The organism is Aquiflexum gelatinilyticum (assembly GCF_024741135.1).
GTDB classification, from domain to species: domain Bacteria; phylum Bacteroidota; class Bacteroidia; order Cytophagales; family Cyclobacteriaceae; genus Cognataquiflexum; species Cognataquiflexum gelatinilyticum.
This window is the reverse complement of the sequence record NZ_JANSUY010000007.1, coordinates 163969-189763: the sequence shown is the minus strand read 5'-3', so window position 1 is coordinate 189763 and position 25795 is coordinate 163969. Positions and strand designations below refer to the sequence as shown.

General features: G+C 38.3%; 24 protein-coding genes. 14 read left to right on the top strand and 10 right to left on the bottom strand.

The window, feature by feature from the left end; translation table 11 throughout:
• Positions 1 to 11 precede the first annotated feature (11 nt).
• Both NU887_RS11210 and holA read right to left on the bottom strand, forming a co-directional pair.
• Entirely contained in the window at positions 12 to 2999 is a 2988-nt protein-coding gene (locus NU887_RS11210) for a tetratricopeptide repeat protein (RefSeq protein ID WP_258423461.1), read from the bottom strand.
• A gap of 16 nt (positions 3000 to 3015) precedes the next feature.
• Complete coding sequence (gene holA / locus NU887_RS11205; protein ID WP_258423460.1) at positions 3016 to 4038, bottom strand: DNA polymerase III subunit delta; 1023 nt, start codon at positions 4036 to 4038, stop codon at positions 3016 to 3018.
• Between the two features lie 129 nt (positions 4039 to 4167).
• Here holA and NU887_RS11200 point away from each other — a divergent pair, with 129 nt between their 5' ends.
• Positions 4168 to 4875: a tetratricopeptide repeat protein gene (locus NU887_RS11200; RefSeq protein WP_258423459.1), complete on the top strand. Its 708-nt coding sequence runs from the start codon at positions 4168 to 4170 to the stop codon at positions 4873 to 4875.
• Between the two features lie 5 nt (positions 4876 to 4880).
• Here NU887_RS11200 and NU887_RS11195 read toward each other — a convergent pair whose 3' ends face one another.
• Complete coding sequence (locus NU887_RS11195; protein ID WP_258423458.1) at positions 4881 to 5723, bottom strand: universal stress protein; 843 nt, start codon at positions 5721 to 5723, stop codon at positions 4881 to 4883.
• 12 nt (positions 5724 to 5735) lie between these two features.
• Positions 5736 to 6656, bottom strand: coding sequence for a 2-hydroxyacid dehydrogenase (locus NU887_RS11190; protein WP_258423456.1), 921 nt, complete (start codon positions 6654 to 6656; stop codon positions 5736 to 5738).
• 203 nt (positions 6657 to 6859) lie between these two features.
• Here NU887_RS11190 and NU887_RS11185 point away from each other — a divergent pair, with 203 nt between their 5' ends.
• From NU887_RS11185 to serA, 4 genes are all read left to right on the top strand, one after another.
• A complete protein-coding gene (locus tag NU887_RS11185; RefSeq protein WP_258423455.1) occupies positions 6860 to 7711 on the top strand; it encodes a DUF2911 domain-containing protein in 852 nt (283 codons plus the stop codon).
• Positions 7712 to 7721: 10 nt separating this feature from the next.
• Positions 7722 to 8345, top strand: a complete 624-nt coding sequence (locus NU887_RS11180; RefSeq protein WP_258423454.1) for a chloramphenicol acetyltransferase — start codon at positions 7722 to 7724, stop codon at positions 8343 to 8345.
• Entirely contained in the window at positions 8342 to 8833 is a 492-nt protein-coding gene (locus tag NU887_RS11175) for an NUDIX hydrolase (protein WP_258423453.1), read from the top strand. Before NU887_RS11180 ends, NU887_RS11175 begins: the two co-directional genes overlap by 4 nt.
• A 134-nt stretch (positions 8834 to 8967) precedes the next feature.
• Complete coding sequence (serA, locus tag NU887_RS11170) at positions 8968 to 10860, top strand: phosphoglycerate dehydrogenase (protein ID WP_258423452.1); 1893 nt, start codon at positions 8968 to 8970, stop codon at positions 10858 to 10860.
• 505 nt (positions 10861 to 11365) lie between these two features.
• Here the strand turns inward: serA and NU887_RS11165 are convergent.
• Positions 11366 to 11614, bottom strand: coding sequence for an antitoxin Xre-like helix-turn-helix domain-containing protein (locus NU887_RS11165; RefSeq protein WP_258423451.1), 249 nt, complete (start codon positions 11612 to 11614; stop codon positions 11366 to 11368).
• A 369-nt stretch (positions 11615 to 11983) separates the two neighbouring features.
• Between NU887_RS11165 and NU887_RS11160 the strand changes: the two genes are divergently transcribed.
• From NU887_RS11160 to NU887_RS11125, 8 genes are all read left to right on the top strand, one after another.
• Complete coding sequence (locus NU887_RS11160) at positions 11984 to 12595, top strand: fumarylacetoacetate hydrolase family protein (RefSeq protein WP_258423450.1); 612 nt, start codon at positions 11984 to 11986, stop codon at positions 12593 to 12595.
• Positions 12582 to 14438, top strand: coding sequence for a M23 family metallopeptidase (locus tag NU887_RS11155; RefSeq protein WP_258423449.1), 1857 nt, complete (start codon positions 12582 to 12584; stop codon positions 14436 to 14438). The genes NU887_RS11160 and NU887_RS11155 overlap by 14 nt, the downstream gene beginning before the upstream one ends.
• A 29-nt stretch (positions 14439 to 14467) precedes the next feature.
• Complete coding sequence (bcp, locus tag NU887_RS11150) at positions 14468 to 14917, top strand: thioredoxin-dependent thiol peroxidase (RefSeq protein ID WP_258423448.1); 450 nt, start codon at positions 14468 to 14470, stop codon at positions 14915 to 14917.
• A 9-nt stretch (positions 14918 to 14926) separates the two neighbouring features.
• The gene (locus tag NU887_RS11145; protein WP_258423447.1) at positions 14927 to 15778 is read left to right on the top strand and encodes a transketolase; all 852 of its coding nucleotides are present in this window, start codon (positions 14927 to 14929) and stop codon (positions 15776 to 15778) included.
• A 1-nt stretch (position 15779) separates the two neighbouring features.
• Positions 15780 to 16748 (top strand): transketolase family protein, encoded by a 969-nt coding sequence (locus tag NU887_RS11140; RefSeq protein WP_258423446.1) that lies wholly within the window; start codon positions 15780 to 15782, stop codon positions 16746 to 16748.
• 88 nt (positions 16749 to 16836) lie between these two features.
• Positions 16837 to 18450, top strand: a complete 1614-nt coding sequence (locus NU887_RS11135; RefSeq protein ID WP_258423445.1) for a glycoside hydrolase family 99-like domain-containing protein — start codon at positions 16837 to 16839, stop codon at positions 18448 to 18450.
• Between the two features lie 53 nt (positions 18451 to 18503).
• Positions 18504 to 19577, top strand: coding sequence for a Gfo/Idh/MocA family protein (locus tag NU887_RS11130; RefSeq protein ID WP_258423444.1), 1074 nt, complete (start codon positions 18504 to 18506; stop codon positions 19575 to 19577).
• Between the two features lie 11 nt (positions 19578 to 19588).
• On the top strand, positions 19589 to 20281 hold the full coding sequence (locus NU887_RS11125) for a CPBP family intramembrane glutamic endopeptidase (RefSeq protein ID WP_258423443.1): 693 nt from the start codon (positions 19589 to 19591) through the stop codon (positions 20279 to 20281).
• Positions 20282 to 20300: 19 nt separating this feature from the next.
• On the opposite strand, the gene NU887_RS11120 is transcribed toward NU887_RS11125, so the two are convergent.
• Both NU887_RS11120 and NU887_RS11115 read right to left on the bottom strand, forming a co-directional pair.
• Positions 20301 to 21077: a hypothetical protein gene (locus NU887_RS11120; RefSeq protein WP_258423442.1), complete on the bottom strand. Its 777-nt coding sequence runs from the start codon at positions 21075 to 21077 to the stop codon at positions 20301 to 20303.
• A gap of 91 nt (positions 21078 to 21168) precedes the next feature.
• Entirely contained in the window at positions 21169 to 22035 is an 867-nt protein-coding gene (locus tag NU887_RS11115) for an AraC family transcriptional regulator (RefSeq protein WP_258423441.1), read from the bottom strand.
• Between the two features lie 353 nt (positions 22036 to 22388).
• Between NU887_RS11115 and NU887_RS11110 the strand changes: the two genes are divergently transcribed.
• Positions 22389 to 23141: an SDR family NAD(P)-dependent oxidoreductase gene (locus tag NU887_RS11110; RefSeq protein ID WP_258423440.1), complete on the top strand. Its 753-nt coding sequence runs from the start codon at positions 22389 to 22391 to the stop codon at positions 23139 to 23141.
• A 21-nt stretch (positions 23142 to 23162) separates the two neighbouring features.
• Here the strand turns inward: NU887_RS11110 and NU887_RS11105 are convergent, their stop codons facing one another.
• The 3 genes from NU887_RS11105 to NU887_RS11095 form a co-directional block, all read right to left on the bottom strand.
• Positions 23163 to 23522: a cupin domain-containing protein gene (locus tag NU887_RS11105; RefSeq protein ID WP_258423439.1), complete on the bottom strand. Its 360-nt coding sequence runs from the start codon at positions 23520 to 23522 to the stop codon at positions 23163 to 23165.
• Positions 23523 to 23656: 134 nt separating this feature from the next.
• A complete protein-coding gene (locus NU887_RS11100) occupies positions 23657 to 25441 on the bottom strand; it encodes an adenylate/guanylate cyclase domain-containing protein (protein WP_258423438.1) in 1785 nt (594 codons plus the stop codon).
• 8 nt (positions 25442 to 25449) lie between these two features.
• Entirely contained in the window at positions 25450 to 25776 is a 327-nt protein-coding gene (locus NU887_RS11095) for a hypothetical protein (protein WP_258423437.1), read from the bottom strand.
• Between the last annotated feature and the right edge of the window lie 19 nt (positions 25777 to 25795).

Sequence of the window (25795 nt, the reverse complement as noted above, 5' to 3'; positions counted from 1 at the left end):
TTCCTCTCATATTATTTTATTTCAGCCAATTTTTTGTTTGCCATCTCTTTAACTTCGTCATTATTGGAATTTTCAAGAATAGATTCCAAAGTCGCTTTTGCCTGAAACACTTCGTCCAACTTCAGGTAATTATCCGCCAACAAAATAAAACACCTCCCATACCAATAATCATAAGGGAAGAAAGGTCCCGAGAAATCAAATATGGTATTGTTTGATTGCTCATAGTTTTGCTTTTGGGATTGGCCCTCTGCCAATAGAAATAGTCCCTCAGCTCCATGAACAGTCTTGTATTCATTGATCAATTCCATAAGTGTCTCATCTGCTTCTGTTTCTTTACCCATTTCCCTTTGTGATTTTGCTTTGAGCAAAGTTGCTTCGGGAACTGCATCTTGGGTGACGCTTCCCAACTGAACCACCCTATCCGCAAAATAGCCCGCAGAATCAAACTTTTGGGTTTGATAATAGGCATTCATTAATCCTGAAAAAACCTCAAATTCCTCAATTTTATTTCTCGAATAATTGATGGCTTCTCTGTAAAAGCCTATAGCCTGTTTGTAATTACTCTGTTCCATCTCAAGAGCAGCAATTCTTTGGACTGCTTTAATTCGTTGGGTTGAGGCTTTTACTTTTTCTATCAGATAAAAATATTCCAAGGCTTTCTCTTTTTGCCCCAACTTATAATGTGCATCGGCGATAAAGTAATTGGCTTCATCACGGTTGGCAGATTGTGGGTAGTTTTTAAGATAGCCCAAAAAAGCATTGATAGCTTGATCAAATGAATTACTGAAGTAAAGGTTTTTGGCTGCCTCATATTCAAGGTTCTGAAGGCTTTTGTTGTCAGGATTGGCGTTTCTGTAGGTACCAAGGTATTGAGAAAACTCCTCTGACCTGCCTTGAAGCGCCAATGCTTCCTGCAATCCTACAAGTGCCGCTTCTGCATTCGAAGAATTGGGATGGTTCTGTAAAATCCTTTTATAATCCTCTATGGTTTGATCATAATTTTGCAGGGAAAAATTGGCTACAGCCCTTCCCTCCAATGCAAAGGGAACAAACTGACTGTTGGGACGGCTGCTGATCAAACTGGAATAACCTTCCCTTGCATCTGCGTAGCGGGATTCTTCCATATTGATCTGTGATTTTTGGTAAATTGCATCTTCAAAATATAGGCTGTTGGGATATCCTGAAATCAACCTGTCCAACTGACTTATGGCCTCCGTGTTTCTGTTTTGAAAATTAAAAACAACACCTGAGCGGAAATAGGCATAATCTACCGAAGAACCACCTTCATTGATTGCCCTTTGAAAAGCGGATTGTGATTCTGTGAATTTTTTCTGAACAAAATATACATCTCCCAACCTTACCAAGGCCTCGTCATACTTGTCAGGATCATCGTTTTTACCCCCTTTGTCTACGTATTGCCTAAACTGGTTTTCGGCTTTGGTATATTGCTGAAGGTTAAAATAGGTGTAACCCAAACCATAATAGGATTTTACCAAATAAGGATCAGTTATTTTTGGTTTAAGACTTTGGAGTGTTTCGTAAGATTTGATGGCTTGCGGACTTCTATTCGTAGCAGCAAAATTTTCACCTTTCCAAAAATGAGCTTGGATGACCAAATCCTTATCTATAGGTGAGGCAAGAGACTTGTCAAAGTAGTTTGTCGCCAAATCATGCTTTTTGTCTCTGTAATATACCAAACCTTGATAAAAAGTTATTTTCTGATAGGCGGCTTTAAGTCTTTCGGACTTGCGGGACATTTTTTCAATATGTTCGATTGCCCTGAGGTAATTGTTTGTATTGATCAATGCATCCGTAAGCAGATTTTCTGCTTCATTGGCATAAATCCCATTTGGATAGTTATCCAAATAAGCATCCAACGCATTGACCGCCTCCTGAAAACTCCCTCTTTCTAAGTTGACTTTGGCGAAATTCACCAAGGCATCTTCTCTGATATTTGGATTGCTGGTATTTTTATACGCAGCATTAAAACTCGTTGAGGCAAATTGCGGGTTATTCAATTTTAAATATGCATGTCCAAGATAGTAGCTGGAAACCTGCCCGATCTCATCTTCGATGACTGCAGACACTTTAAAATAATCACTGGCTCTTTGGAAGTTTCCGGTTTCAAATTGGGCGACTCCTGCTTTATAAACCTGTGACCTGTCCAAATCCCTTTTTCTGGCATTTACAAATAGGTCATAATTTTGAGCTGCAGCTGCAAAATTTCTTTTTTCAAAATAAGCCTCTGCAAGGAACAAGTGGATTTCTTCTTTTCTGTCAAGATTAGGTCTGGATTTCAGTACAGGCTCAGCATAAGCAATCAATTCATCGAAATATCCTTGTTGATAATAAATTCCTGCAAGCATGTACGGGACTTTTGAAGCATAAAAACTGGCTTTCTCCGCTTCTTTAAAATCCTTTATTGCCTGATCATAGTTTCCTGATTCTTTAGAAATAAAACCTGCATAATAGTATGCATCTGCAGAATATCCCCCTTTCTCGACTTTTACCTGATTGAAATAATTAAGTGCGTTTTTGAAGTCTTTCAGTAAAAAATAAGAATAACCTGTTTTGAAATAGATCTCAGATTTTTTCTCAGGTTTGATGGCCGAAGCTTCGATTTTTTGAAATGCCGGAATGGCCTCACGGTAATTTTTCCTGTCAAAATAAAAACTTCCCAAAATAAAAGCTGCTTCATTCTTTTTGGGATGATTGGGATAATTCCTTATAAAATGGTTAACGAGATCTGTTGAACCGGGATTTTCAATCTTAAGTGCTGATACGGAATGGTAAAAATCTACCAAAACCTGTTGGTTATTGTTTAGATCAGAATTTTTTAGCTCTTCATATTCAAATCTTGAACCACTAAACAGGTGCTTATTGAATAATTCAAAATTATCATCCAAAGTAACCTGCTTTCCTGATTGGTATAAACCTGTCTGCGCACTTAAATTGTGGACACACCACAATATCAAAAACAATATGAAACTTTTCCTCATGGGTGAATAATGCCTTTTAATGCATGATTTTAAATACTAATTCTCTAAGAATCTCCTTACTCTCCATTCCGTTTGCATCGACTCCTTTAGAACGCAAATCCGCTTCTTTTATATATGCGAAGCAATCAATAACCTTGCCTAAGCGGTAATTATTTGCAGCTATCCTATATTCTTTGAGAAAATAGGGATGAACACCGGTTATTCTTGCAAGTTCGGCATCAGCCATTTGTTTGTTGAAATGTACCAAAGCGACTTTGCTAAAAAATCCATAAACCAGCGCAATAATTGGTATAAGAGGATGGTTTTTGGGATTTTGGGAAAAATAATGGATGATTTTATTTGCCTTGACGACATCCTTTACTCCCATAGCTTTGGTTAGCTCAAAGTTATTGTACTCCTTATTAATCCCGATAAACTTCTGAATATGATCTTTGGTGATTTTTGTTTCGCCTTGAAGGTTGAGAAACATCTTTGAAAGTTCGTTGGAAATCACTTCAAGATTGTTTCCAATACTATCCGCCAAAAAAAATGAAGTTGCATTGTCAATAGCATGTCCTTTGCTCTTTACAAAACTTTCAATCCATGATGGCAAAATGTTGTCTTTAATCTTTTCAGATTTTACAAAAACTGCACTTTTTTCCAACTCCTTAGCCAATGCCTTTCTGCCGTCAAGGTTTTTGTATTTGTGGGCAAACACTAAAATTGTACTCGGAAGTGGATTTTTGATGTAATTGATCAGCATTTGATCTATTTCATCTTTACCAAGTTGGGGGATGTTCTGTGCTTCTTTGACTATGACAACCTGCCTATCTGCCATCATAGGAAACCTCCTTGCATTGTTCAGTATATCAGGGACCGTTACGTCTTTGCCGTACATAACCACTTGGTTAAACCCTTTATCATGCGGCTGAAGGGCATTGGATTCGATGAAATCTGATATTTGATCTATAAAAAACGGTTCCTCTCCCTGTAAAAAATAGATAGGTGCATATTTTCCTGACTTAAGGTCTTTTAATACATCTTCTGCTTTGTTGGCCATGGTTTGAGTTTTCGATTCAAATATATAAAGAAAACATTTTAGGGAAAGAATACCTGAATAAGGTCTGATTAATTTTAAACTTTATTAGCCCTAGTTTTGTATTTACTTCAGAAATTAACAGTCAAGCAAGTGAAAGAATTTCAATTAAGTATCGCTCATTTCAAGGAAGGCAAATTCGAAGATGCCCTTTCCCAAATTAATTTTTGCATCAAGGAAGACGGAAACAATACAGAATACTATTTTTTCCGGGCCCGTGTTTTTTCACGTTTGGGTGATTTTGACTCTGCTTTGGCAGATTTCAATAAACTGATTGACTTGGACCCCTACAATCCGAGCTATATCAATGACAGGGCAGTGGTACTTCATTTGATGAAAAATGATGAGGAAGCCTTGGCTGAGTTTGACAGAGCTATCAACCTCGACCCAAAAAATCCATACCGTTTTTCAAGCAGAGCGTATTTTAGGGATAGAATCGGAGATGTGAAAGGAGCTATTGAAGATTATGAAAGGGCCATTGAGCTTGATCCTGAGGATGCAGTAGCATACAACAACAAAGGATTGCTTGAAGAAAAACTTGGCTATCAGGAAAGAGCCAAATCAAGTTTTTCAAAGGCAGATGACCTAATCGGATATGAACCAAATAAAAATACTGAACAAAAATCTGCACAAACAAAAGATTCATTTGGGGGTACCAACGAGACTCAACGCGAAGAAGGGCCAAAAAAGATTACTGTAAAAGGTTATTTTTCAGTAATCAAAAAGGTTTTTACAAATACTTCCACCAGACAGGAATTTATTGGTTTTATAAAATCAAAATTTAATGGTGAACCCAAATAAAATCACTAAACTTTTTTGATTACATAGAGTGGCTTATTGATGAAATATGACATCTTTCGGGAGAGATTATTAGAAAATATCTGTTCAAACCATGTCTTCTTTTTACTCAATGTAATCAGGATATCTCCTTTGGATATGATCAGATAATTTTCTAATCCCAAACCGGGTTCGTCTCTGTAGGATTTGAGAACAAAGTTGACTTTTTCATATTTTAAAAATGGTTTAAGCTCCTGAACCATAGTCATGTGCAGTGATTTATCTATGTTTTTCATTTTGGTACTCACATGAACAATATCTATTTCACTATCCCAATTTCGGGCTAGGTCCACCACTTTTTGAATCGCGAGTTTATCCTCCTCAAGATAATCAGTAGCATAAACCAATTTTTTTGGTGATTTGAAAAATACCTTTCGAGGAATGACCATTACATCTCTGTCTGATTTTTCCACAAGTCTACTTGCCCTTGTCCCGATATAATTCTGTTTAAAATCATTGACTCCCTCAGTCCCCATGATGATAAGATCGGCATTTTGGACATCAGCATACTCCAATATGGTATTTACCGTTTTGCCTTCAATGAATTCGCTTTGACACGATTTCAAACCTTTTGGAATACTTTCTTGGCTAACGATATTTACCAAACTGTCCAATTTCTTTTGGATAAAAGAATATTGATCGCCTGAGTGAAATTCATTTGAAGCCAGTTTTTGATAATCTTCTTTATCAGGCACATGGAATAAAAATAAATCAGCATTATACATTTCCCCTAGCTTAGCAGCATATTCAATGGCATTGAGTGAACATTCTGAGAAATCTGTTGGGCAAACAATCTTAAAAGTAGTGTCCATTTTGTTTACTGGTTAATATCCTAAAATTGGGTTTATCTTGTTCAGAAGTGGTTCATGGTTTTTGATTCTTTTATAATTCTCAATTATTTGTGGTATAGCTGAATCCGGATTGGTAACACTTGCTATATGCGGGGTGACTGTGATTTTATCAGAATTCCAAAACGGATGCTCTTTTGGTAAAGGTTCTTTTCTAAAAACATCCAAAAAAGCACCTGAAATGATTCCTTCATCAATTGCGGCCAATAAATCCTCTTCGACAAGATGGTTACCCCTCGCTACATTAATTATATATGTCCCTTTGTTGCATTTACGAAAAAAACCCATGTCAAGGATATTTTCGGTTCTAGGTGTTAAGGGTAACATACATATAATCAAATTTACCTCTTTCAAAAATAAAGGAAGTTCATCACCATGGTAATAAGGATAATCTGTACCTGACTTTGGGCTGTTTCCATATCCAAAAACAGGAAACCGAAGCAACTTTAATTTTTCGATGACATCACTTCCCAAAGCACCTACCCCCATCACTCCCACTCTTGTCTCCAGTTCAGGATTGCTCATATCCCAAATTTTTAATTTTTGGTTTGTTTGATACCTAAAAAGCTGCCTTTGAAAATTTAATGTAGCCATGACCACATAATTTGTCATAGGAATAGTAAGTCCAGGGTCAACAATCCTTGTGATTGGCATTGAAAAGGGTATTTCAGAATCACTCAAAATATGGTCAACTCCAGCACCCATAGAACAGATCAATTTGAGATTTGGAAATTCCTTGAGAATCCCCTTTGGATGCTGCCACAGAATGACGACTTCGACAGATTTCTTGTCAATTATATTTGGAAAAACCTGAACATCAATTCCTGAATCAACCTTTTCAAATGTTTTTACCCAAGAACTTACGTCTCTCCCAGGTGAAATTATTGCTATACTCATTTGACTTTTTAAAATTTAATTCGGTTCAAAATTGCTTTTCTATCTCCTTAAGTAAAAAAACAATTTTTTAAGCGGTTACAAAAGGACCTATTATTTAAAATTAACCGTACCACCTTTTCAAAAGGCTTTAAATAATACACATTGAATAAATTATTATCTTTACAATTGTTAAATCTAGATTAACTAAATTAATATACAAAAAAATGAAAACCAAATCCATTTTATTGCAATTTATATTATTTGCAACATTTTCAACCCTAGCAATAGGGCAACAAATCCAAATGCCACAGGCGAGTCCTTCGGCTACCATCAGCCAAAAAATTGGACTTACTGATGTCATAATTGAATATAGCCGTCCAAGTACGAAGGGAAGAAAAATATTTGGAGAATTAGTTCCATTCGGGGAAGTTTGGAGAACAGGGGCAAATGCCGCTACGATTATCAATTTTAAAAATGAGGCAAAAGTTGAAGGGAATTTAATTCCAGCTGGATCTTACGCGCTTTATTCCATTCCCGGTAAGACAGAATGGACAATTATTCTTTCTAAAAATACAAAATTGTGGGGTGCCGTAGGATATGATCCAAAAGATGACCTAGTAAGGTTTAATGTGAAGCCCGGAAAAACCGGTCAAAAATATGAAACCATGGAAATCAATTTCGTGGACATGACGGATACCGGAGCTACCATCGCAATGAAATGGGAAAACACTAGGGTGAAATTCCGGATAGAGACCGAAGTGGACAGCATAGTGATGGCAGAAATAAAGGCTTTGGTGATAGATAAAGAAGCAGAGAATCCGGGGTTACTTTATCAGGCAGCCAATTATTATTTTACCAACAACAAGGACATGGACCAGGCCTTTGATTGGATCTCGAAATCTGTCAATCAAGATCCAAAATACTGGACGATGCACTTGAAAGCCAAAATTGAATTGGCACTTGGTAAGAAAAAAGAAGCCATTGAAAGTGCAACCAAATCCATGGAAATGGCAAAGGAAGCTAAAAACCCAGATTATGTGAGTCTAAATGAAAGATTGATTAAATCCATCAAATAAAAAATTAAGAATGTACAGGATTCTTGATATCGAAAAGTGGTCCCGAAAAGACCACTTCTTGTTTTTCAGTAAATTTGAAGAACCGTTTTTTGGATTGACAGTCAGGATGGATTGCACAAAAGCATATGAGACTTCCAAATCAAAAGGCAGCTCATTCTTTCTCTATTATCTACATTCCTCTCTTCAGGCAGTCAATTCCATAGAAGCATTCAGGTACAGAATCAAAAACGGTCAAGTCCTTGTCTTTGATAAAATCAATGCATCTCCAACTATCAATAGGGAAAATGGGACGTTTGGCTTTTCTTATTTGGATTACTTCGAAGATTTTATAGAATTTGAAAAATCTGCCAAAATAGAAATAGAAAAAGTTAGAAACAGCACTGGTCTAATTCCTGCAGGCTCAGGAGAAAACGTGGTTCACTTTTCATCGATACCATGGATAGACTTCACTTCATTGTCACATGCGAGAAGTTTTTCTTTTCCCGATTCTTGTCCAAAGATCTCATTTGGAAAAGTAACAGAATCACGAGGAATCAAAACCATGCCCGTTTCAATCCATGTGCACCATGCACTGATGGACGGACATGATGTAGGTCTATTTATTGAAGCATTTCAAAAACAACTCAATAGATGAGTAACGTACCACTTGGAATAAAAAAAACAGCAACAATATGCGTGCTCAAAAACGGAGACAGCTTCTTACTATTGAAGCGGTTAAAGGAACCCAATAAGGACCTTTATACACCAATTGGTGGCAAGTTGGATCCTTTTGAAACTCCGCTGACAGGAGCTATCAGAGAAACTAGGGAAGAGGCTGGAATCAAGGTAGAGACCATGGAATTTTGTGGTATCCTGACTGAAACCTCCCCTATCAACTATAATTGGATCAATTATGTGTATTGGGCTGAAATCGAAAAAATCCCTCCTCCTGAATGCAATGAAGGGACCTTGGAATGGATACATTTCAATGATATCCTAAATATTCCAACACCAAAAACAGATTGGTTTATTTACCGATTTCTATTGGACAAAGAAAAATTCGTTCTTGATTCTGAATATGATGAAAACATGGATATCAAATGGTTAGTCTATGAGTTGACAGGCGAAAGGCTCATCGGATAAATGTAAATACAACCTTCTCAATCGATTTCAAGGGTAAGTGCCAAAAATCACAAAAGTATTTTGTTCAATAAAAGGGTTTACTTTTTAATAATATGCTAATTTTGAGCTTAGATCATAAAAAATCCACAGCAATAATGCCCAGCAGCAAGAAATTTATCATTGATTTTGACAGTACTTTTACCCAAGTCGAAGCATTGGATGTATTGGGAGAAATCAGCCTAAAAAATGATCCAAAGAGAGCTGAAAAAATACAGGCCATCAAAAACATCACAGACCTTGGGATGGAAGGAAGTCTCAACTTCCGCGAAAGCCTTGAAAGAAGGTTGGATATATTGGAAGCTTCCAAGCCTCAGATTTCGGAATTGATCTCTGAACTGAAAACCAAAGTCTCCAAATCCTTCCAGCGGAACAAAGAATTTTTTGAAGAAAACGCTGACAACATCATCATCATTTCTAACGGCTTTAAGGATTTTATCACTCCCATAGTCGGGGAGTATGGAATCAAAGCTGAAAATGTTTTTGCGAATGAGTTTATATATGATGATGCGGGCAAAATAATTGACTTCAACCGTGAAAACGTACTTTCTAAAAACGGTGGCAAATCCAAAACCATCAAAACCCTCAATCTCGAAGGTGACATCTATGTAATAGGAGACGGCTACACAGATTATGAAATCAAAGAATCGGGATTGGCCAACAAATTCTATGCCTTTACAGAAAATGTGGAAAGACCAAAAGTAACTTCAAAAGCAGATCATATAGCACCAAGTTTAGATGAAATCCTTTACGTCAATAAGATGAACAAAAAATTTTCCTACCCAAAAAGCCGAATCAATGTCCTCTTGCTTGAAAATGTCCATCCTATTGGTGTGGAATTGATGAAACATGAAGGCTATAATGTAGAAGTGATCAGTTCTGCACTAAGTGAGGATGAACTTGCAGAAAAAATCAAAAATGTTAGCATTCTTGGCATCCGTTCCAAAACCAATGTAACCAAGAAAGTTTTGGAAAATGCCAACAGGTTGATTTCCATAGGTGCTTTTTGCATTGGCACTAATCAGATTGACTTGGAAACCTGTACCGAAAAGGGAATCGCGGTATTTAATGCGCCTTTCAGCAACACCCGTTCAGTAGTGGAAATGGCAATTGCCGAAATCATATTCCTGATGCGTGGCTTCCATGACAAAAGCCATGGCATGCACAAAGGTATATGGGATAAATCTGCCTCAGGCAGTTTTGAAATCAGAGGTAAAAAATTAGGAATCGTAGGATATGGAAATATCGGTGCCCAACTCTCAGTTTTGGCAGAAAACATGGGCATGGATGTCTACTACTATGATGTCATCGAAAAACTTGCGCTCGGAAATGCAACAAAAATTGATTCTTTGGATGAATTGCTTAAGACCTGTGATGTGATTTCCTTACATGTGGATGGCAGAAAAGACAACAAATGTCTTATCGATAAATCCAAAATTGATTTGATGAAAAAGGGCTCCTACTTGGTAAATCTTAGCAGAGGTCATGTTGTAGATATTCCTGCCCTGAAAGCAGCTTTGGAATCAGGACATATCGCAGGTACTGCAGTGGATGTATTTCCGCATGAACCTAAAAATAATGATGAGCCTTTTGCATCTGAATTGATCGGCATGAAAAATACCATTTTGACACCCCACATCGGAGGATCTACCCTAGAAGCGCAACAAAACATAGCAAGATTTGTCCCGGGCAAAATAATGGAATACATCAATACGGGAAATACTTACAACTCTGTAAACTTCCCCAATATCCAATTGCCTTTCCTAAGAGATGCACACAGGTTGATCCACGTCCACCAAAACGAACCCGGTGTATTGGCAAAAATCAACCAAATCCTAGCCAGTTATAATATCAATATTGTCGGTCAATACCTTAAGACCAATGAAAAAATCGGATATGTGATTTCGGATATTGACAAAGCTTATTCACCGGAAATGATCGAAGCCATGAAAGAAATTCCCGGCACAATCAGGTTTAGGGTATTATATTGAAATAGATAAAAATATTGTTGGCATAAAGTTGAAATAGTATCAGGATTTCGAAACTCAAGTTGCTGATAATCATAGTGAATTTGTCCTAAATTGACAGAATTTCCTTGGGCTTTGATGATATTAGACCAATCCACAAATAAAATCATGACCTTCGGTACAAAAATAATCCTATTTCTGATTCTTCTCCACCTGATCATAGGCTTTAGTTTTATAATCAAACTGATGTTACCGGAAAAAAAAACCGATGAAAAGAAGAAATGAAATTTTTCCTTTGAAAGGTTCAAGATCAAATCTTGAGCCTTTTTCCTTTTTTAACAGATAATCCTTAGATCTAAATTTAGAGGATAAACCCGGAAAGAAACTGAAGGAAAATTTTGGGATAATGGATTGATCACAAAGTTGATTGAAGTTTTATCAACAATAGAACGCACAGCAGGCGCATAATCTCGGTCTTTAGAATATCAAGCCATTCAGAAACATCAAGAAGATCAAGGGGAATTCTATTTCAAATGGTAAAAAGTGGCCTCTCCATCCAACGCTCAAAACCCCCACTGCCAAAATAATTGGTACCCAAAGCATATAACTCTGCCAATTCATACATCTTTTCAGATTGATCTTCATCAAAAACATCTTTTCTATGAAGGGTCTTGGCAGAGAGAGACAATTCAGCTTCCAAAGTGTTATTATCAAGACCCGATATTTCTTTCAATCCCTCAACGGATCTTTTCTTCAAACCTTTGCGGAAAGTCTCCACTCTTTGGAATGGTTTATCCAACCTTACAATTCCACATTCAAAATGTCATGGGCAGACAATAGGGACTTTTTGTAGTTGGCTATACCGGGCTCACTTAGGATTGAGGGTTTCTTCTCCATTCAAAAATCACGTAATTTGTCGGGTAATTGTCAAAAATCCCCAAACTTTTTGCAAGTTCTAATTTGATTTTTTCGTTCAAAAAGTAAATCAAATCTTAAAATAGTGGTTTCTTTAAACACGTTTTAAATGCAACCTTAGGATAAAAAAACCATCTCTTTTTCCAATTTTTTAATCTTTTTGCTGTACAATATCCCTATGTCTTTCCACAAAAAATCCCTTTCTTTGCCATAGCCAAAAACTCCCTTTTCCATGAAGATTATTGCAATCGGAAGAAACTACGCAGAACATATTGAGGAACTGAAAAACGAGCGCCCAACTGCTCCTGTGGTGTTTCTGAAACCTGATACTGCTGTTCTCAAAAATAACGCTCCCTTTTACCATCCTGACTTTTCGGAGAATATCCACCATGAAGTAGAATTGGTTTTGAAGGTGTGTAAGGAAGGCAAACATATCCAAAAAAAATTTGCTGACCGGTACTTTGATGAAATCGGGATTGGAATTGACTTCACTGCAAGAGACATTCAGGATAAGTGCAAAGCAAAAGGACTTCCCTGGGAAATCGCCAAAGCTTTTAACGGATCCGCTCCCATCGGGGAATTTTTACCTGTGTCCGAGTTTGAAAATTTTGCAGATATCAATTTCCACCTCCATATCAATGGGGAGTTGAGGCAAAAAGGAAATACTTCCATGATGCTGTTTGATTTTGCTGTAATCATTGAATATGTTTCCCAATTTTTCACCTTGAAAAAAGGAGACCTCATCTTTACCGGAACTCCTGCGGGGGTTGGAAAAGTCTCTATTGGAGATAGGTTAGAAGCATTTATAGAAGATAAAAAGCTATTGGATTTTGAAGTCAAGTAAATACCTCCTCATTTTATTTTTATTTTTTCCTTTCCTCCTCCATGCCCAGGAATACCTTTTTCCGGTCAAGCCCGGAAGCAGGAATCTCCTATCAGGAAATTTCAGTGAAATCCGTCCCAACCATTTCCATTCAGGAATAGACGTCAAAATCGGCGGTGTCGATGGAGAACCGGTTCTCGCCATATCTGATGGATACGTGTACAGGATCAAAATTTCTTCCTTTGGTTATGGCAATATCATCTACCTCAAGCATACCAACGGCCAGTCTTCCGTGTATGCCCATCTCCGGAACCTTTCTCCCAAGATCATGGAATTCATGCGGAAGGAGATGTATTTTGCCCAGAAAAACGAATTGGAAGTATTTCCGGATCCTGAATTCCTCCCCATCAAAAAAGGGGAAATCATAGGAAACGGCGGCAATACAGGGAGTTCGGGTGGACCGCATTTGCATTTTGAAATCAGAGACAGCCTTGACAGGGCCATAGACCCATTTATTTTTGGCTTCAAAGAAGTGGTAGACAAAACACCTCCGGTTTTATACAGAATCGCCCTAAGCCCACTCGATTCTGATGCTAGGGTCAATGGCCGATATCAAAGACAAGAATTTACCCCCATCATCGAAGGCGGAAGGTATATTCTTCACCAACCTGTAAAAATCACTGGACGGGTCGGTGTAGAAATCTATGCGGTGGATAAAATGGACGGTGTCAATAATGTTTTTGGAATTCCGGTCATAGAAATGCTCGAAAACGAAAAACCGCTTTACCGTATCAATGTTGACCATGTCGACTTCAATAAAGGGAGGTTCTTTTTGAGTCATATGTACCAAAACAGGTTTATCAGACTCTATCAGTATCCCAACAATCAACTCAAGATATACGAACCGGATTCCCTGACTGCCGGCGCTATCTCTGCCAAAACAGGGGAGAAAAAGCAGCTCAAAGTCACGATGAAGGACTACTTCGGCAATGCACGGGTTCTAAGTCTGCAGGTCGAGGGAGAAGATACAAAAACCCAGATAGGAAGCCAGGCCATTTCTGCCAATAAGACTACCAATATATCATTCAATAGGGAAGTGATGTCCATCCAGACTGCTGGTTCAGAATGGGGTACTTTGGCCAAGGTTTTTGTAAACAGTCTTGAAATGGAAATCCCTCCTGCCTATATCCAAGATGGCCGAAGAAACTACCTTTGGGATATGCGCTATGGTGTTCCTGACTCGGTAGACCTTTGTACAGAAATCATAAAACCGGGAGTTCTTGTCAAAATTCCCTTTGGCGAAGAAATCTCTTTTGCAAATAATGATGTCGAAATCAAATTTTCAGAAAACACCCTTTTGGATGACCTATTCCTCCGCATAGAAAGGAAAAAAAATGGCAATGGGCCATCCATCAGAATCAACAGTCCTTCTGAATACCTTCAAAGCAACATGGAGGTTTTGATCAGAAATACAGGATTTACAGGGGATAAAAAAAACACCCATATCTATTTTCAAGCGGATAATGGACGTAAATCATTTGTTGGTGGTGAATGGGAAAATGAAGATATCAGATTCAAAACCAGAAATTTTGGTACTTTTGTTTTGGACGTAGACAAGACGGCTCCCACAATAGCACCTGTAAGAGTCAACACAGCTGAAATGAGATTTGTGATCAAAGATGATAAATCCGGGATCAAAGATTTTGAAGCTTATGTGGATGGAAAATGGATACTGATGAGGTATGAACACAAACAAAGTGTGATCTGGTCCGAAAAATTAGATAAACAACCATTCAAAGGAGAAGTTCTATTGATAGTAAGGGATATGGCAGGGAATGAAAAACGCTATACCACCAAGCTTTAATCAATCTTCAACTTTAAACAAAAAACATTATGTCATTAGCAGTAGGAAATCCAGCGCCAAGTTTTGAAGCAAAAGACCAAAACGGAAACATCATCAAACTATCCGACTTCAAAGGTAGAAAAGTTATCCTTTATTTTTATCCAAAAGACGCCACACCGGGATGTACAGCACAGGCCTGTAACCTCAGAGACAATTATGAAGCATTGCAAAAAGCAGGTTTTATCGTGCTTGGAGTAAGTTCAGATTCCGAAAAATCACATCTCAAATTCATCGAAAAACAAAACCTCCCCTTCCCGCTCATTGCCGATGAAGACCTCAAAGTCCATGAAGCATACGGTACCTGGGTAGAAAAATCCATGTATGGCAGAAAGTATATGGGAACTGCCAGAACCACTTTTGTCATTGATGAAGAGGGGGTTTTGACAGAAATAATCGAAAAAGTAGATACTAAAAACCATACCAATCAAATACTCAAATAATTCCAACTAATGGAAAAACAATCTATCGATCAACTCAAACAAATCTGTTCTCAAGTTAGAAGGGATTGCCTCCGTATGGTACATGCCGTACAGTCAGGACACCCTGGCGCCGCCCTAGGTCTCACTGAATTTTTTGTCGCGCTCTATTTCAATGAGATGACCCACGACAACAAGTTCAAGATGGACGGTAAGGATGAAGACCTGTTCTTTCTTTCCAATGGGCACGTTTCTGCACTTTGGTACAGTGTATTGGCTAGAAGCGGATACTTCAGCACAGAGGAATTGGGGACATTCAGGAAATTGAATTCACGGCTTCAGGGGCATCCGGCTACTCATGAGGGACTTCCGGGAATCAGAATCGCTTCCGGTTCATTGGGACAGGGACTTTCTGTAGCCATCGGTGTTGCCCAAGCCAAAAAAATCGATAAGGACGACAAGCTTGTCTATGTGATGATGGGTGACGGCGAGCAACAGGAAGGTCAGGTTTGGGAAGCCGGCATGTACGCTGCGCACCACAAGGTGGACAACCTGATTGCGGCCATTGACTATAACGGCCAGCAGATAGATGGACCAACCTCAAAAATCATGGATCTGAAAAATCTCAAAGCAAAATGGGAAGCATTTGGCTGGGATGTGATCGAAATAAAAAAAGGAAACAATGTAGAATCAGTGGTAAACGGCCTGGCTGAAGCAAAAAGCCTTACAGGAAAAGGAAAACCTGTGATGATTCTTTTGTATACCGAAATGGGATATGGCGTGGATTTCATGGTAGGCACCCACAAATGGCATGGTGTGGCACCGAGTGATGCTGAACTTGAAAACGCTTTGGGCCAATTGGAAGAAACTTTAGGAGACTATTAATATGGAAAAGACCTTAGACTTAAAATATACCTACACGGATAAAAAAGATACCCGCTCAGGATTTGGAGATGGATTGCTTGAGGCAGGACGCAAAAATCCAAATGTCGTAGGACTTTGTGCTGATCTGATTGGATCATTGAAAATGGGGGCTTTTCAAAAAGAATTTCCTGAAAGATTTTTTCAGGTAGGTATCGCTGAAGCAAACATGATAGGCTTGGCTGCAGGTATGGCTATTGGAGGAAAAATCCCATTTACCGGAACTTTTGCCAACTTTTCCACAGGGAGGGTTTATGATCAGATCAGGCAATCTGTGGCTTATTCCGACAAAAACGTCAAAATATGTGCGTCCCATGCAGGCTTGACTTTGGGAGAAGACGGTGCAACACACCAAATTTTGGAAGATGTGGGCATGATGAGAATGTTGCCGCATATGACCGTCATCAATCCATGCGATTACAATCAGACCAAAGCTGCAACTTTAGCCTTGGTAGACCATGTGGGTCCGGCATATTTGAGATTTGGACGTCCTGTTTGGCCAATTTTCACAACGGCAGACCAAAAATTTGAAATCGGGAAAGCATGGAAAATGATCGAAGGAAAGGATGTTTCCATCTTTGCAACAGGACATCTTGTTTGGGAAGCAGTTGTAGCTGAAGCCATGCTCCGCGAAGAAGGCATCTATGCAGAAGTGATCAATATCCACACCATCAAGCCATTTGACGAAGCTGCAGTATTGGAATCTATCGCCAAGACAGGTTGTGCTGTATCTGCCGAAGAACATCAGATCAATGGCGGTTTGGGAGACAGTATTGCCCAATCTTTGGCAAGAAACAACCCGGCTCCACTAGAATATATCGGTGTTTTGGATTCATTTGGCGAATCCGGGACCCCAACGCAATTGCTGGAAAAATATGGTTTGAACGCTGAGAATATTGTGAAGGCAGCCAAAAAAGCTATTGCAAGAAAATAAAATAAGATTGTGTAATAAATTTAAACCGTGGTGGCTTTTCCATCACGGTTTTTTATTTTTAAGAAATAATCAATCAAGTCATTTTCCTATGATCAAATTACTGCCCTATCTTTTTCTTTTGACCTTTCTCATGTATGGTCCCGAAAGCTGTTCTTCAAAGAAAACTACCCTGCAATCCACTGTATTTGAACCAGAATCTTCCCCTTCTTTGTTGGGCAACTCAAAAAACTCAATTGCTTTGGACCCTTTAGAAAGCGATGAAGGGCAAAATCAAAAAACAGAAAAGAGTAATCTTGTAGGTGTTTATTTTATGCCATCTTGGAATCTTTCTCCTGACCCAAACAAAGATATTGACAGCTTTTGGGCTTGTCTGACAGGAAGAGAGAATTGCGGACACCTCAACAATACGGCGATATGGGGACCAAAGGGAAGGATTTATAATGCTCAAAATCCTTATGAAGGTCCATTTTTGGAAAGAAAACCACATCCTAGTCTCAAAGGGTTTTATAAAAGAAATGATCCTCAAGTCGCGAAAAAGCAACTTGAATATATGAAAAGCTATGGCATAGATTTTTTTGCATACGATTGGTTTTTTGGCAGGCACTATTACTATCATATGAATTTTGCTCCACAGGCAAAAACATACTATCCCAAAGGTTGGAAAACTGATCCTACCAAAGATGGGAGAACCGCTGTTCCGGGAATGGAAGAATGGAATGAGCAACTGACTGTATTATTAAGCGAAAACGAAAAACTTCCTGCCGAAAAACAAATGAAGTGGGCCATAAACTGGGTTGATGACAGTGAAGAAAGGTGGAGACATTGGCTTGATGTAGGCTCACCAGCTAGCTTATCAGCAGGTAGAAATTATAGAGGTGAGGTTCCTGATCGTCAACTTTACCTTCAAGTTCATGATAAAATCACCCAGTTATGGATTGACAAATATTTCAATAGGAAGGATTATCTCAAGGATGATAAAGGGAGACCAATTGTTTACCTTTATTTTCCGCAAGACCTTGAGGCTAGGGCTTCTGTCTATGGCATAACCATGAAAGAGTTGCTTGACAGATCCAAAAGCCTGGCGCAAAAAGCAGGCTTGAAAGGAATTAAATTCATAGCAGTGGCTGCAGGTGCTATGGCTGAAAGAGAGAGACAATATGCTTTGCCCACGAAATGGGTGGCCAATAATCCTAGAGAGCTTTGGCGTGGAGGAAACTATACTGACAAATTACTTTTTCAGGATTATGTCCCTAGACTGAAAGGGATGGGATTTGAAGGAATGACGGCATACGTTTATCATAGCTTTATGGATAAAGACAATAGGTCTTATGATGATATGCGCAATAATTATAAAAGTCATTGGGAAATGTGGTCAGAGAAGTTTAATGGAGATTCAGATTTTGAATACCAAATTCCTGTGGCCATGGGTTGGGATATGAGGCCTATGGGCGGTACATGGCCCCAAGCCACAGGTTTTCCGAGTGAACCATACAAAGACAAAGTCCATAGTACCAAATCAACTTTCAAAGCCAAACTTTTGGAAGCACAAAAGTTTTCCGAAAAATATAGAGCCTCCAATGGAAATACCGTGATGGTTTGTTGCTGGAATGAATATCTGGAAGGAAATCACATTGAACCTACAGAAGGTCATGGATTTGACTACCTTGAAGCTATCAAGGAGGTTTTTGCAAAGGGAAATTGAAAATATTCTGACTTCCGGATTTGAAAAAATTAGAGCCATAAACATCAAAATAAATGTCAAGACCATTTAAAATCCTTGTAGTCGGATGTGGAAATATGGGTGCTTCCCATGCCACTTCTTATCACAATATGCCTGAATTTGAAATCTGTGGCCTTGTAGCCAGGGGAGAAAGCAAAGTCAAACTGAATGAAAAATTAGGTTCAAATTATCCTTTATACGATGATTTTGAATTGGGCTTGACCAAATCAAAACCTGATGCGGTGTGTATTTCTACCTATCCCGATACCCATGAGGAAATGGCCATCAAAGCTCTGGAAAATGGCTGCCATGTTTTTATCGAAAAGCCATTGGCAGACATAGTCGAAGGATCGCAAAGGATCATAGATGCTGCCAAAAAAGCTGATAAAAAAGTAGTCGTGGGGTATATTTTGAGGCATCATCCATCTTGGGAGAGGTTCATCAAGGAAGCACATAAACTTGGAAAACCACTCGTCATGCGGATGAATCTCAATCAACAAAGTCATGGCTTTATGTGGGATGTCCATAAAAATCTCATGAAAAGTCTAAGTCCAATCGTTGATTGTGGCGTACATTATATTGATGTGATGTGTCAGATGACCCGCTCAAAGCCTGTTTCGGTGTCGGCCATTGGCGCAAGACTAACGGATGAAATTCCCATTGACAATTACAACTATGGACAACTACAAATCAGGTTTGAGGACGGATCAGTAGGTTGGTATGAGGCAGGATGGGGTCCGATGATTTCCGACAATGCCTTCTTTATCAAAGACGTTTTCGGGCCAAAAGGCGCCGTATCTATCGTAGCCAAATCAGCAGGATCAGTTGGAAAATCAGATGATGTGGATTCCCATACCAAAACCGAAAGTATCAAAGTACACCATTCAGATTTGGATGGAAAAAATCATTTTACAAAAAAAGATTTTTGGATCGACATGACTGACGAACCTGATCATCAGGGACTTTGTGATAGGGAACAACAGTATTTTCTAAAAGCTATTCAGGAAAATATTGACCTGACTGACCACTTGGAGGATGCCATCAATAGCCTTAAAATCGCATTTGCATGTGATGAATCCGTAAAATCAGGAAAGACTGTCTTCTTTTAACTCCCTAATCCATGATCAATAACCTATACCTTGGATTTGTTTATCATGGGTTTGCGTATTTCATTCTGTTTTTGATAAGTTGGTGGGCTTACCATACCAAAAGTCTTAAGTTTTTTTCTGAAAATAGATGGTCAAAAAATAATAAGATCCAATTTTTTTTATTGGCCTCAGGGATTTTGCTGTGGGGAATTATTCCTTTGACCAAATCCGAAATGACCTATTCCTATCTGCTTCTTTTTGGTCCAATTATACCCACCTACTTTCAGGTTTTTTTAGTCCTTATTTTGGGGATTTTGGCCTTTTTGGTCGGAAAATCTCAAGTGAATAAATCAGATTTTAAATTCCATGTATTCCAGCCGCACCCTGCAACATTTACAATTTTTACATATTTGCTGTTTCGTATTTTATTCCTGATTTCTTACGAAATATGGTTTAGGGGATTTTTTCTAAATGATTTGTTATTAATTACCTCTTTACCTGTAGGAATCCTCGTCAATATTATATGTTATGCCTTGATCCACATTTTTGCTCCGCCAAAAGAAGCCTGGTCTAGCCTTGGGTTTGGTCTGATCCTTTGCGTCTTGGTAATTTATTTAGAGGCGGTTTGGCCTGCTATCTTCATTCACCTCAGTTTGTTTATGGGTTATGAAGGTGGTTTTTTCTGGAAATTTTCAAAGGACCAAATGTGGAAAACGGTTAAATAAAAAAATAAATGAAAAGATTCTAATTTGCCAAAACAAAAACAGGCATATCGACTGTTGCAGGTGGATTGGTATCCTTAGGTTCAGAAGAGGAAAACGGCTCGGGGGCATTTGAGAACAGCACAATACCAAACTGAGTTGTTGACTCTACATTCAAAATTTTTATAGTTACAACAGGAAGTTCAGAGTCGCTGCTGCCGATTTTTGATTTCACTTCCAATACCTCAAAAGCTACCAATCCAAGATTCGCACCTTGAAGATTTCCTTCCAAAGGGGAATAGTTTATGCTGATATCGCTGTCATACACTACTGCCAAAACCTTGGAACCTACAAGCATTTTTAAACCTGTAGCCCTCATCGGAGCAACCAAAGGAATTTCGTCTAACAATATATCTTGTTCGCCATCAATATTTGGGGCACCCAAACCTGGACCTGGGGTCAGGTAATTCTGAGCGCCGTTGTCAGTCGGACCTGCATTAACCCATCTATTGGGAATATTTTTCAATGCAAACCATCCTTCATCCCCTACTTGACCTGTATTCAGGTCAATGGTTTTACCCACATTATCTTTAAAAAACTTTAGTTGCGCCCTCTGCCCTACAGAAGCGATTTGGTCGTTGACATCTGTTTCAGAAAAATTATTAGGCTCGATACCATTATCTATGCTGCTTTCATCAATTACCATCAGCACCAAATAATCATCATAGATAGGACTGAGGTCACCTTCCTCCGAACCCGGCATACAGGAACCCAATAGGTTAAAAATTAAAAGAATGTAAACGCTTAATCTCTTACTCATGGCTATTTGGTTTTGATAAAAGCTTGGGAAATTTACTTTACCAAATAGTATGCCAAATAGTTAATGTAATTTAATTAAAGTTTTACTTTAATTACTTTTTGTGTTTTGAAAGATATTCAGAGGGAGAAAGCCCCATCGAGGCTTTGAATTGCCTGTTGAAATTTGAAAGGTTATTAAATCCAGATTCGTAACCTATTTCTGAGATATTCATCTTCTCTTCAAGCAACATCTTACAGGCATATCCTATTCTGATTTCATTCAGAAATTTGGAATAGTTTTTCTTGGTATTTTTCTTAAAAAACCTACAAAATGCTGTTGGATTGAGGTTTGCAATATCAGCTACTTCTTCCAACGTGATGTTTCTATGAAAATTGTTGAATGTAAAAGAATACACTTTATCAATTCTGCTATCCCCGTTTTTTTCTTTAGGATGTTGGAAACCTTTTGATGAAAGATACCTAAAATCAGTCTCCAAGGCCAATTCTTGCAAAAACTCTACCAAACCTATCCACCTTGAAAATCCCTCAGCATTATGGATCGCAAGTAACTTCTCCTTTGCAGTCTCCAAAATAGGTCCTTTAAAAAGGATGCCTTGTGAAGCCTTTTCAAAAAGTGTTTTGATTTGGATCATTTCGGGAATATCAAGCAATTGTTCCCCTCCAAAATCCTTCCTGAAATGCAGCGTGATGGACTCAGCAGTAAGATTGCTTTCTTTTTCAAAATATTCCTTGTCGTTTTGCCACATGTGGGGCACATCTTCACCTATCAAAACCAATTCACCTTCAGAAAATGGCAGTATACTGTCTCCAACAAACCGTGTACCTTTGCTTTTGATCATAAAGACCAATTCTAGCTCGGGATGGTAATGCCAGATATTGAGAAAATGGGGGTAGTTGTGGATGGCTGAGATAAAGGATTTGTCAAATGGCTTCCTTCGCTCTAGTAATTTTGCTTTCATGGGGGAATTATCGACTCTTCTAAAGATTCAAATTCCGCATTAAATGTTTCTCAATCTTACTGTTTTTTTGCTAATTCTGACTTTATTTTGTCCAAAAAATCTATATTTTGAGTTTATTATAGCATAATTATATAACTATTCATTTTTCACTTTAAACGATTGATTTTGGAAAACAAAAGACTGATTTCAATTCCTCAGTTTATTTCCTTTCCCAAATGTTGTTCCTAAACTTTTGCTTGTTGAATTTCAATTGGATTCATTAGAAAAGAAAAAAATAAAAAAAACCTCAAAATAGCCTCTCCCCCACTCCACCGCAGGTTACTATTTTGGAATCACCTTCCTATATTTAGGCTATGAAAAACATCATCATCACGGGAGGGGCAAGTGGTATTGGCTTGGCCATCACCACGCTTTTTGCATCAAAGGGAAACAATGTTTACTTCATTGATTACAATGAGTCTTTGGGAACAGAAGTGGAAAAAGACCTACTAGAAAAAGGAAATAAGGTTACTTTCCTCCAAGCTGATGTATCGAATTTAGAGGAGGTCAAAAAAACCTTTGAAAGAACTCCTGAAAAGATCGATGTCTTGGTAAACAATGCCGGAATCTCGCATATCGGAAATCTGGAAAATACTTCAGAAGAAGAATTTGAAAGAGTTTTTCAAGTCAACGCAAAAGGCGTGTTTACCTGTAGTCAGGCAGCAATTCCGAAGCTCAAAGCCAATGGCGGCGGGGCTATAATCAATATGTGTTCAGTAGCAGCGACAATAGGAATTCCTGACCGGTTTGCATATTCCATGACCAAAGGGGCTGTAATGTCTATGACCCTATCTATAGCCCGAGACTATGTAAGCCAAAATATTCGTTGCAACTGCATTTCTCCCGGCAGGGTCCATACACCTTTTGTGGACGGTTTCTTGGCAAAAAACTATCCGGGCCAAGAAAAGGAAATGTTTGCAAAATTAGCAGCAACCCAACCGATAGGAAGGATGGGAAAACCTGAGGAAATCGCTGCCATGGTTTATTACCTTGGTTCTGATGATGCCTCCTTCATAACAGGAAGCAATTTCAATATTGATGGAGGATTTATGGGGCTAAAAGTCTGACATCCTTTTTTCAATCCCTAATTAGATTTTCTCTAGGCTTTCTTTTGTCAATGTGCCTTTTTGATCGCCTGTATTTAATGTTGTCGCTGGTTCAAAAAGCATTACAGAAACCTCTTCTTCAGCCACAGGACGGTGTTCGACCCCTTTAAGGACTATCAAAAATTCACCCTCTTTCAATTCAACGGTTTTATCCCTAAACTCCATCCTGAATTGTCCGGCGACCACAAAAAACAATTCGTCTTCAAGGTCATGTTTATGCCAGACAAACTCCCCCTTGAATTTGACTAGTTTTACTTGTTGTCCATTGAGCTCTCCTACTATTCTAGGATTCCAATAATCCTGAAAAAGTGAAAATTTTTCTGAGAGATTGACTTTATGCATGATTGTGTATCCTTGATGTTAAAGTTTTAAAATAAATCTTATCAATGATAAGACGAAAATAAGATTCAAACCAAATAAAGTGATCAATAATTGATCCTTGGGGGCATCGGTTTGCCAGAATTACTTTTGGTAAATCAGGTCAAAAAATACATTTTCAACAGTCCCCTGTTTTTCACTTCAATCTCCCCCCTATATTCACATTTAAACTCATTTTTGATTTCATTATAGGTACTTTCAGAAATATTGATCTTACCCGGAACAGAAGCGGATTCCATCCTTGAGGCAATGTTTACAGTATCCCCCCATATATCATATTGCCATTTTTTGATGCCGACAATTCCAGCTACGACAGGTCCTGTGTGTATTCCTATCCTAACTTCAAAGTGGGGCAAGCCGTCATTATTATTCTTGGAATTCTCTACTAAAGCCATCATCTCTTTAGCCGCCATGACCATGCTGAAAGCATGGCCCTCTTTAGGAGTTGGAATCCCTCCGGCGCACATGTATGAATCTCCAATCGTTTTGATTTTTTCGAGTCCATATTTGGTGATGATTTCATCAAATTTTTTGAAATAAAAATCTATGCTTTGCACCAATTTTTCTGGCTCAATTTTTTCTGCCAAAGTAGAAAACTCAACAAAATCAGTGAATAACACAGTTACCTTTTCCGCTTTGACAGCTTCAACTTTTCCATTTAATTTCAGCTCTTTGGCAGTTTCTAAAGGCAGGATATTGAGCAACAAGGTTTCAGACCTTTTCTTTTCTTTCTGGATATTTTTATAATACCAAAACAAGGTCGCCAAAATAATAATCCCCAAAACCATTATGACTACCAAAGAAATCAGGATTATTCTTTGGTTTTCCCTTTCTTTATTTAAGTGATCTACTTCAATCTGTTTTTGAGAAACCTCAAAATCAGTCCTGAGATCAGCCATATTTTGAACAGATTTAAGGTTATTGATGCTGTCCCTATATGCTATGTGGTCTTTGAAATAGACAAGGGACTTTTTTAAGTCCCCTTCTTTTTCATATAGTTCAGAAAGTTTGAGGTTTGCATCAGAAATTTGCTCCTTAAGTCCATGAACTTGTGCAAGTTTTAAGCTTCTTGCTGCGTAGTTCATCGCCATAAGGATATCGCCCTTTTCCAAATAAATATCTGACATGGAGATAAGGTAGGTGCAGATAGGATAAAAATTTCCCAATTCTTCCAAAATTGAAATCGCTTCGTTGATGTTTTTTTCAGCCAGGTCGCTTTGCCCAAAATTGGCGTAAACCATTCCTAAATTTCCTAGGCTAAAGGCTTTCCCTGTCGGATAATCCACATTTTCAAAAATCAATTCTGATTCCCTAAAATAAACCAAAGCAGAATCATAATTCTTCAAATTAAGGTGCTCATCTCCTGCATTGAGTATAGCAGAAGCCAATGCAACGGAATCATCTGCCTCCCTGAGAGTGGAAATCGCCTTATGGTAATAAAGCATCGCATTGGTAGGGTTGTTGGAAAAAGAATAAACATCAGCTACTGCAATGTATGTCGTTCCCTCCCCTATTTTGTATTTGGCTTTTTTGGCTGCCTGAGCACTTTTAAAATAAGCATCCAATGCCAAGTCCAAATCACCTTGGTACCTGATTTTATTTCCTTTTTGCAAATACCCACGATATAGGTAAAGGTCATTTCCAAGCTTTTCTGACAGATCAATCAGTTCCTCAGCATAGCGCAGACCCAAGTCAAGATCCCTCATTTCATTGAAAGAGAGATTTCTTAAAAGCTCAAGTTTATCTTCATCAGGCACATTTCCTTGCTCATAAACTTTTGCAAGACTATCTGCTAGTTTTTGATCTTGCGCAAAAACATGGAGGTATAAAAGACAGAAAAAACATGTCAATGAAAAAAAATGTCTTTTAATCTTGAATCTCATAAGCGGGGTCAAGAGTTAACTTGAATTTTAGGATCAAATCTAAAATCCTTGTCTTTTGCGGTGTATTCGATGGTATAATCTTCCTCAGCCTGAGGAATTGTTGGATTTATCACCCCCAACCATGCTGTGGAGTTTTTTATTCTTACCGGCCCAATGCTGAAAACATTGTTGGAGTTTTCGTCTTTAAGGATTTTGTTCACCCTGACGACTCCTTCGTCAGGAACTATATCCCAAATCACCAAATCTCCCGGATTCACTTTTGTGATTCCTTTATCCGAGAGCTTTAATTTTCCTCTAGACTCTATTCCTTCAATGGTGATATAATGAATTTTCATGGCTTTAAAAATTTATGGT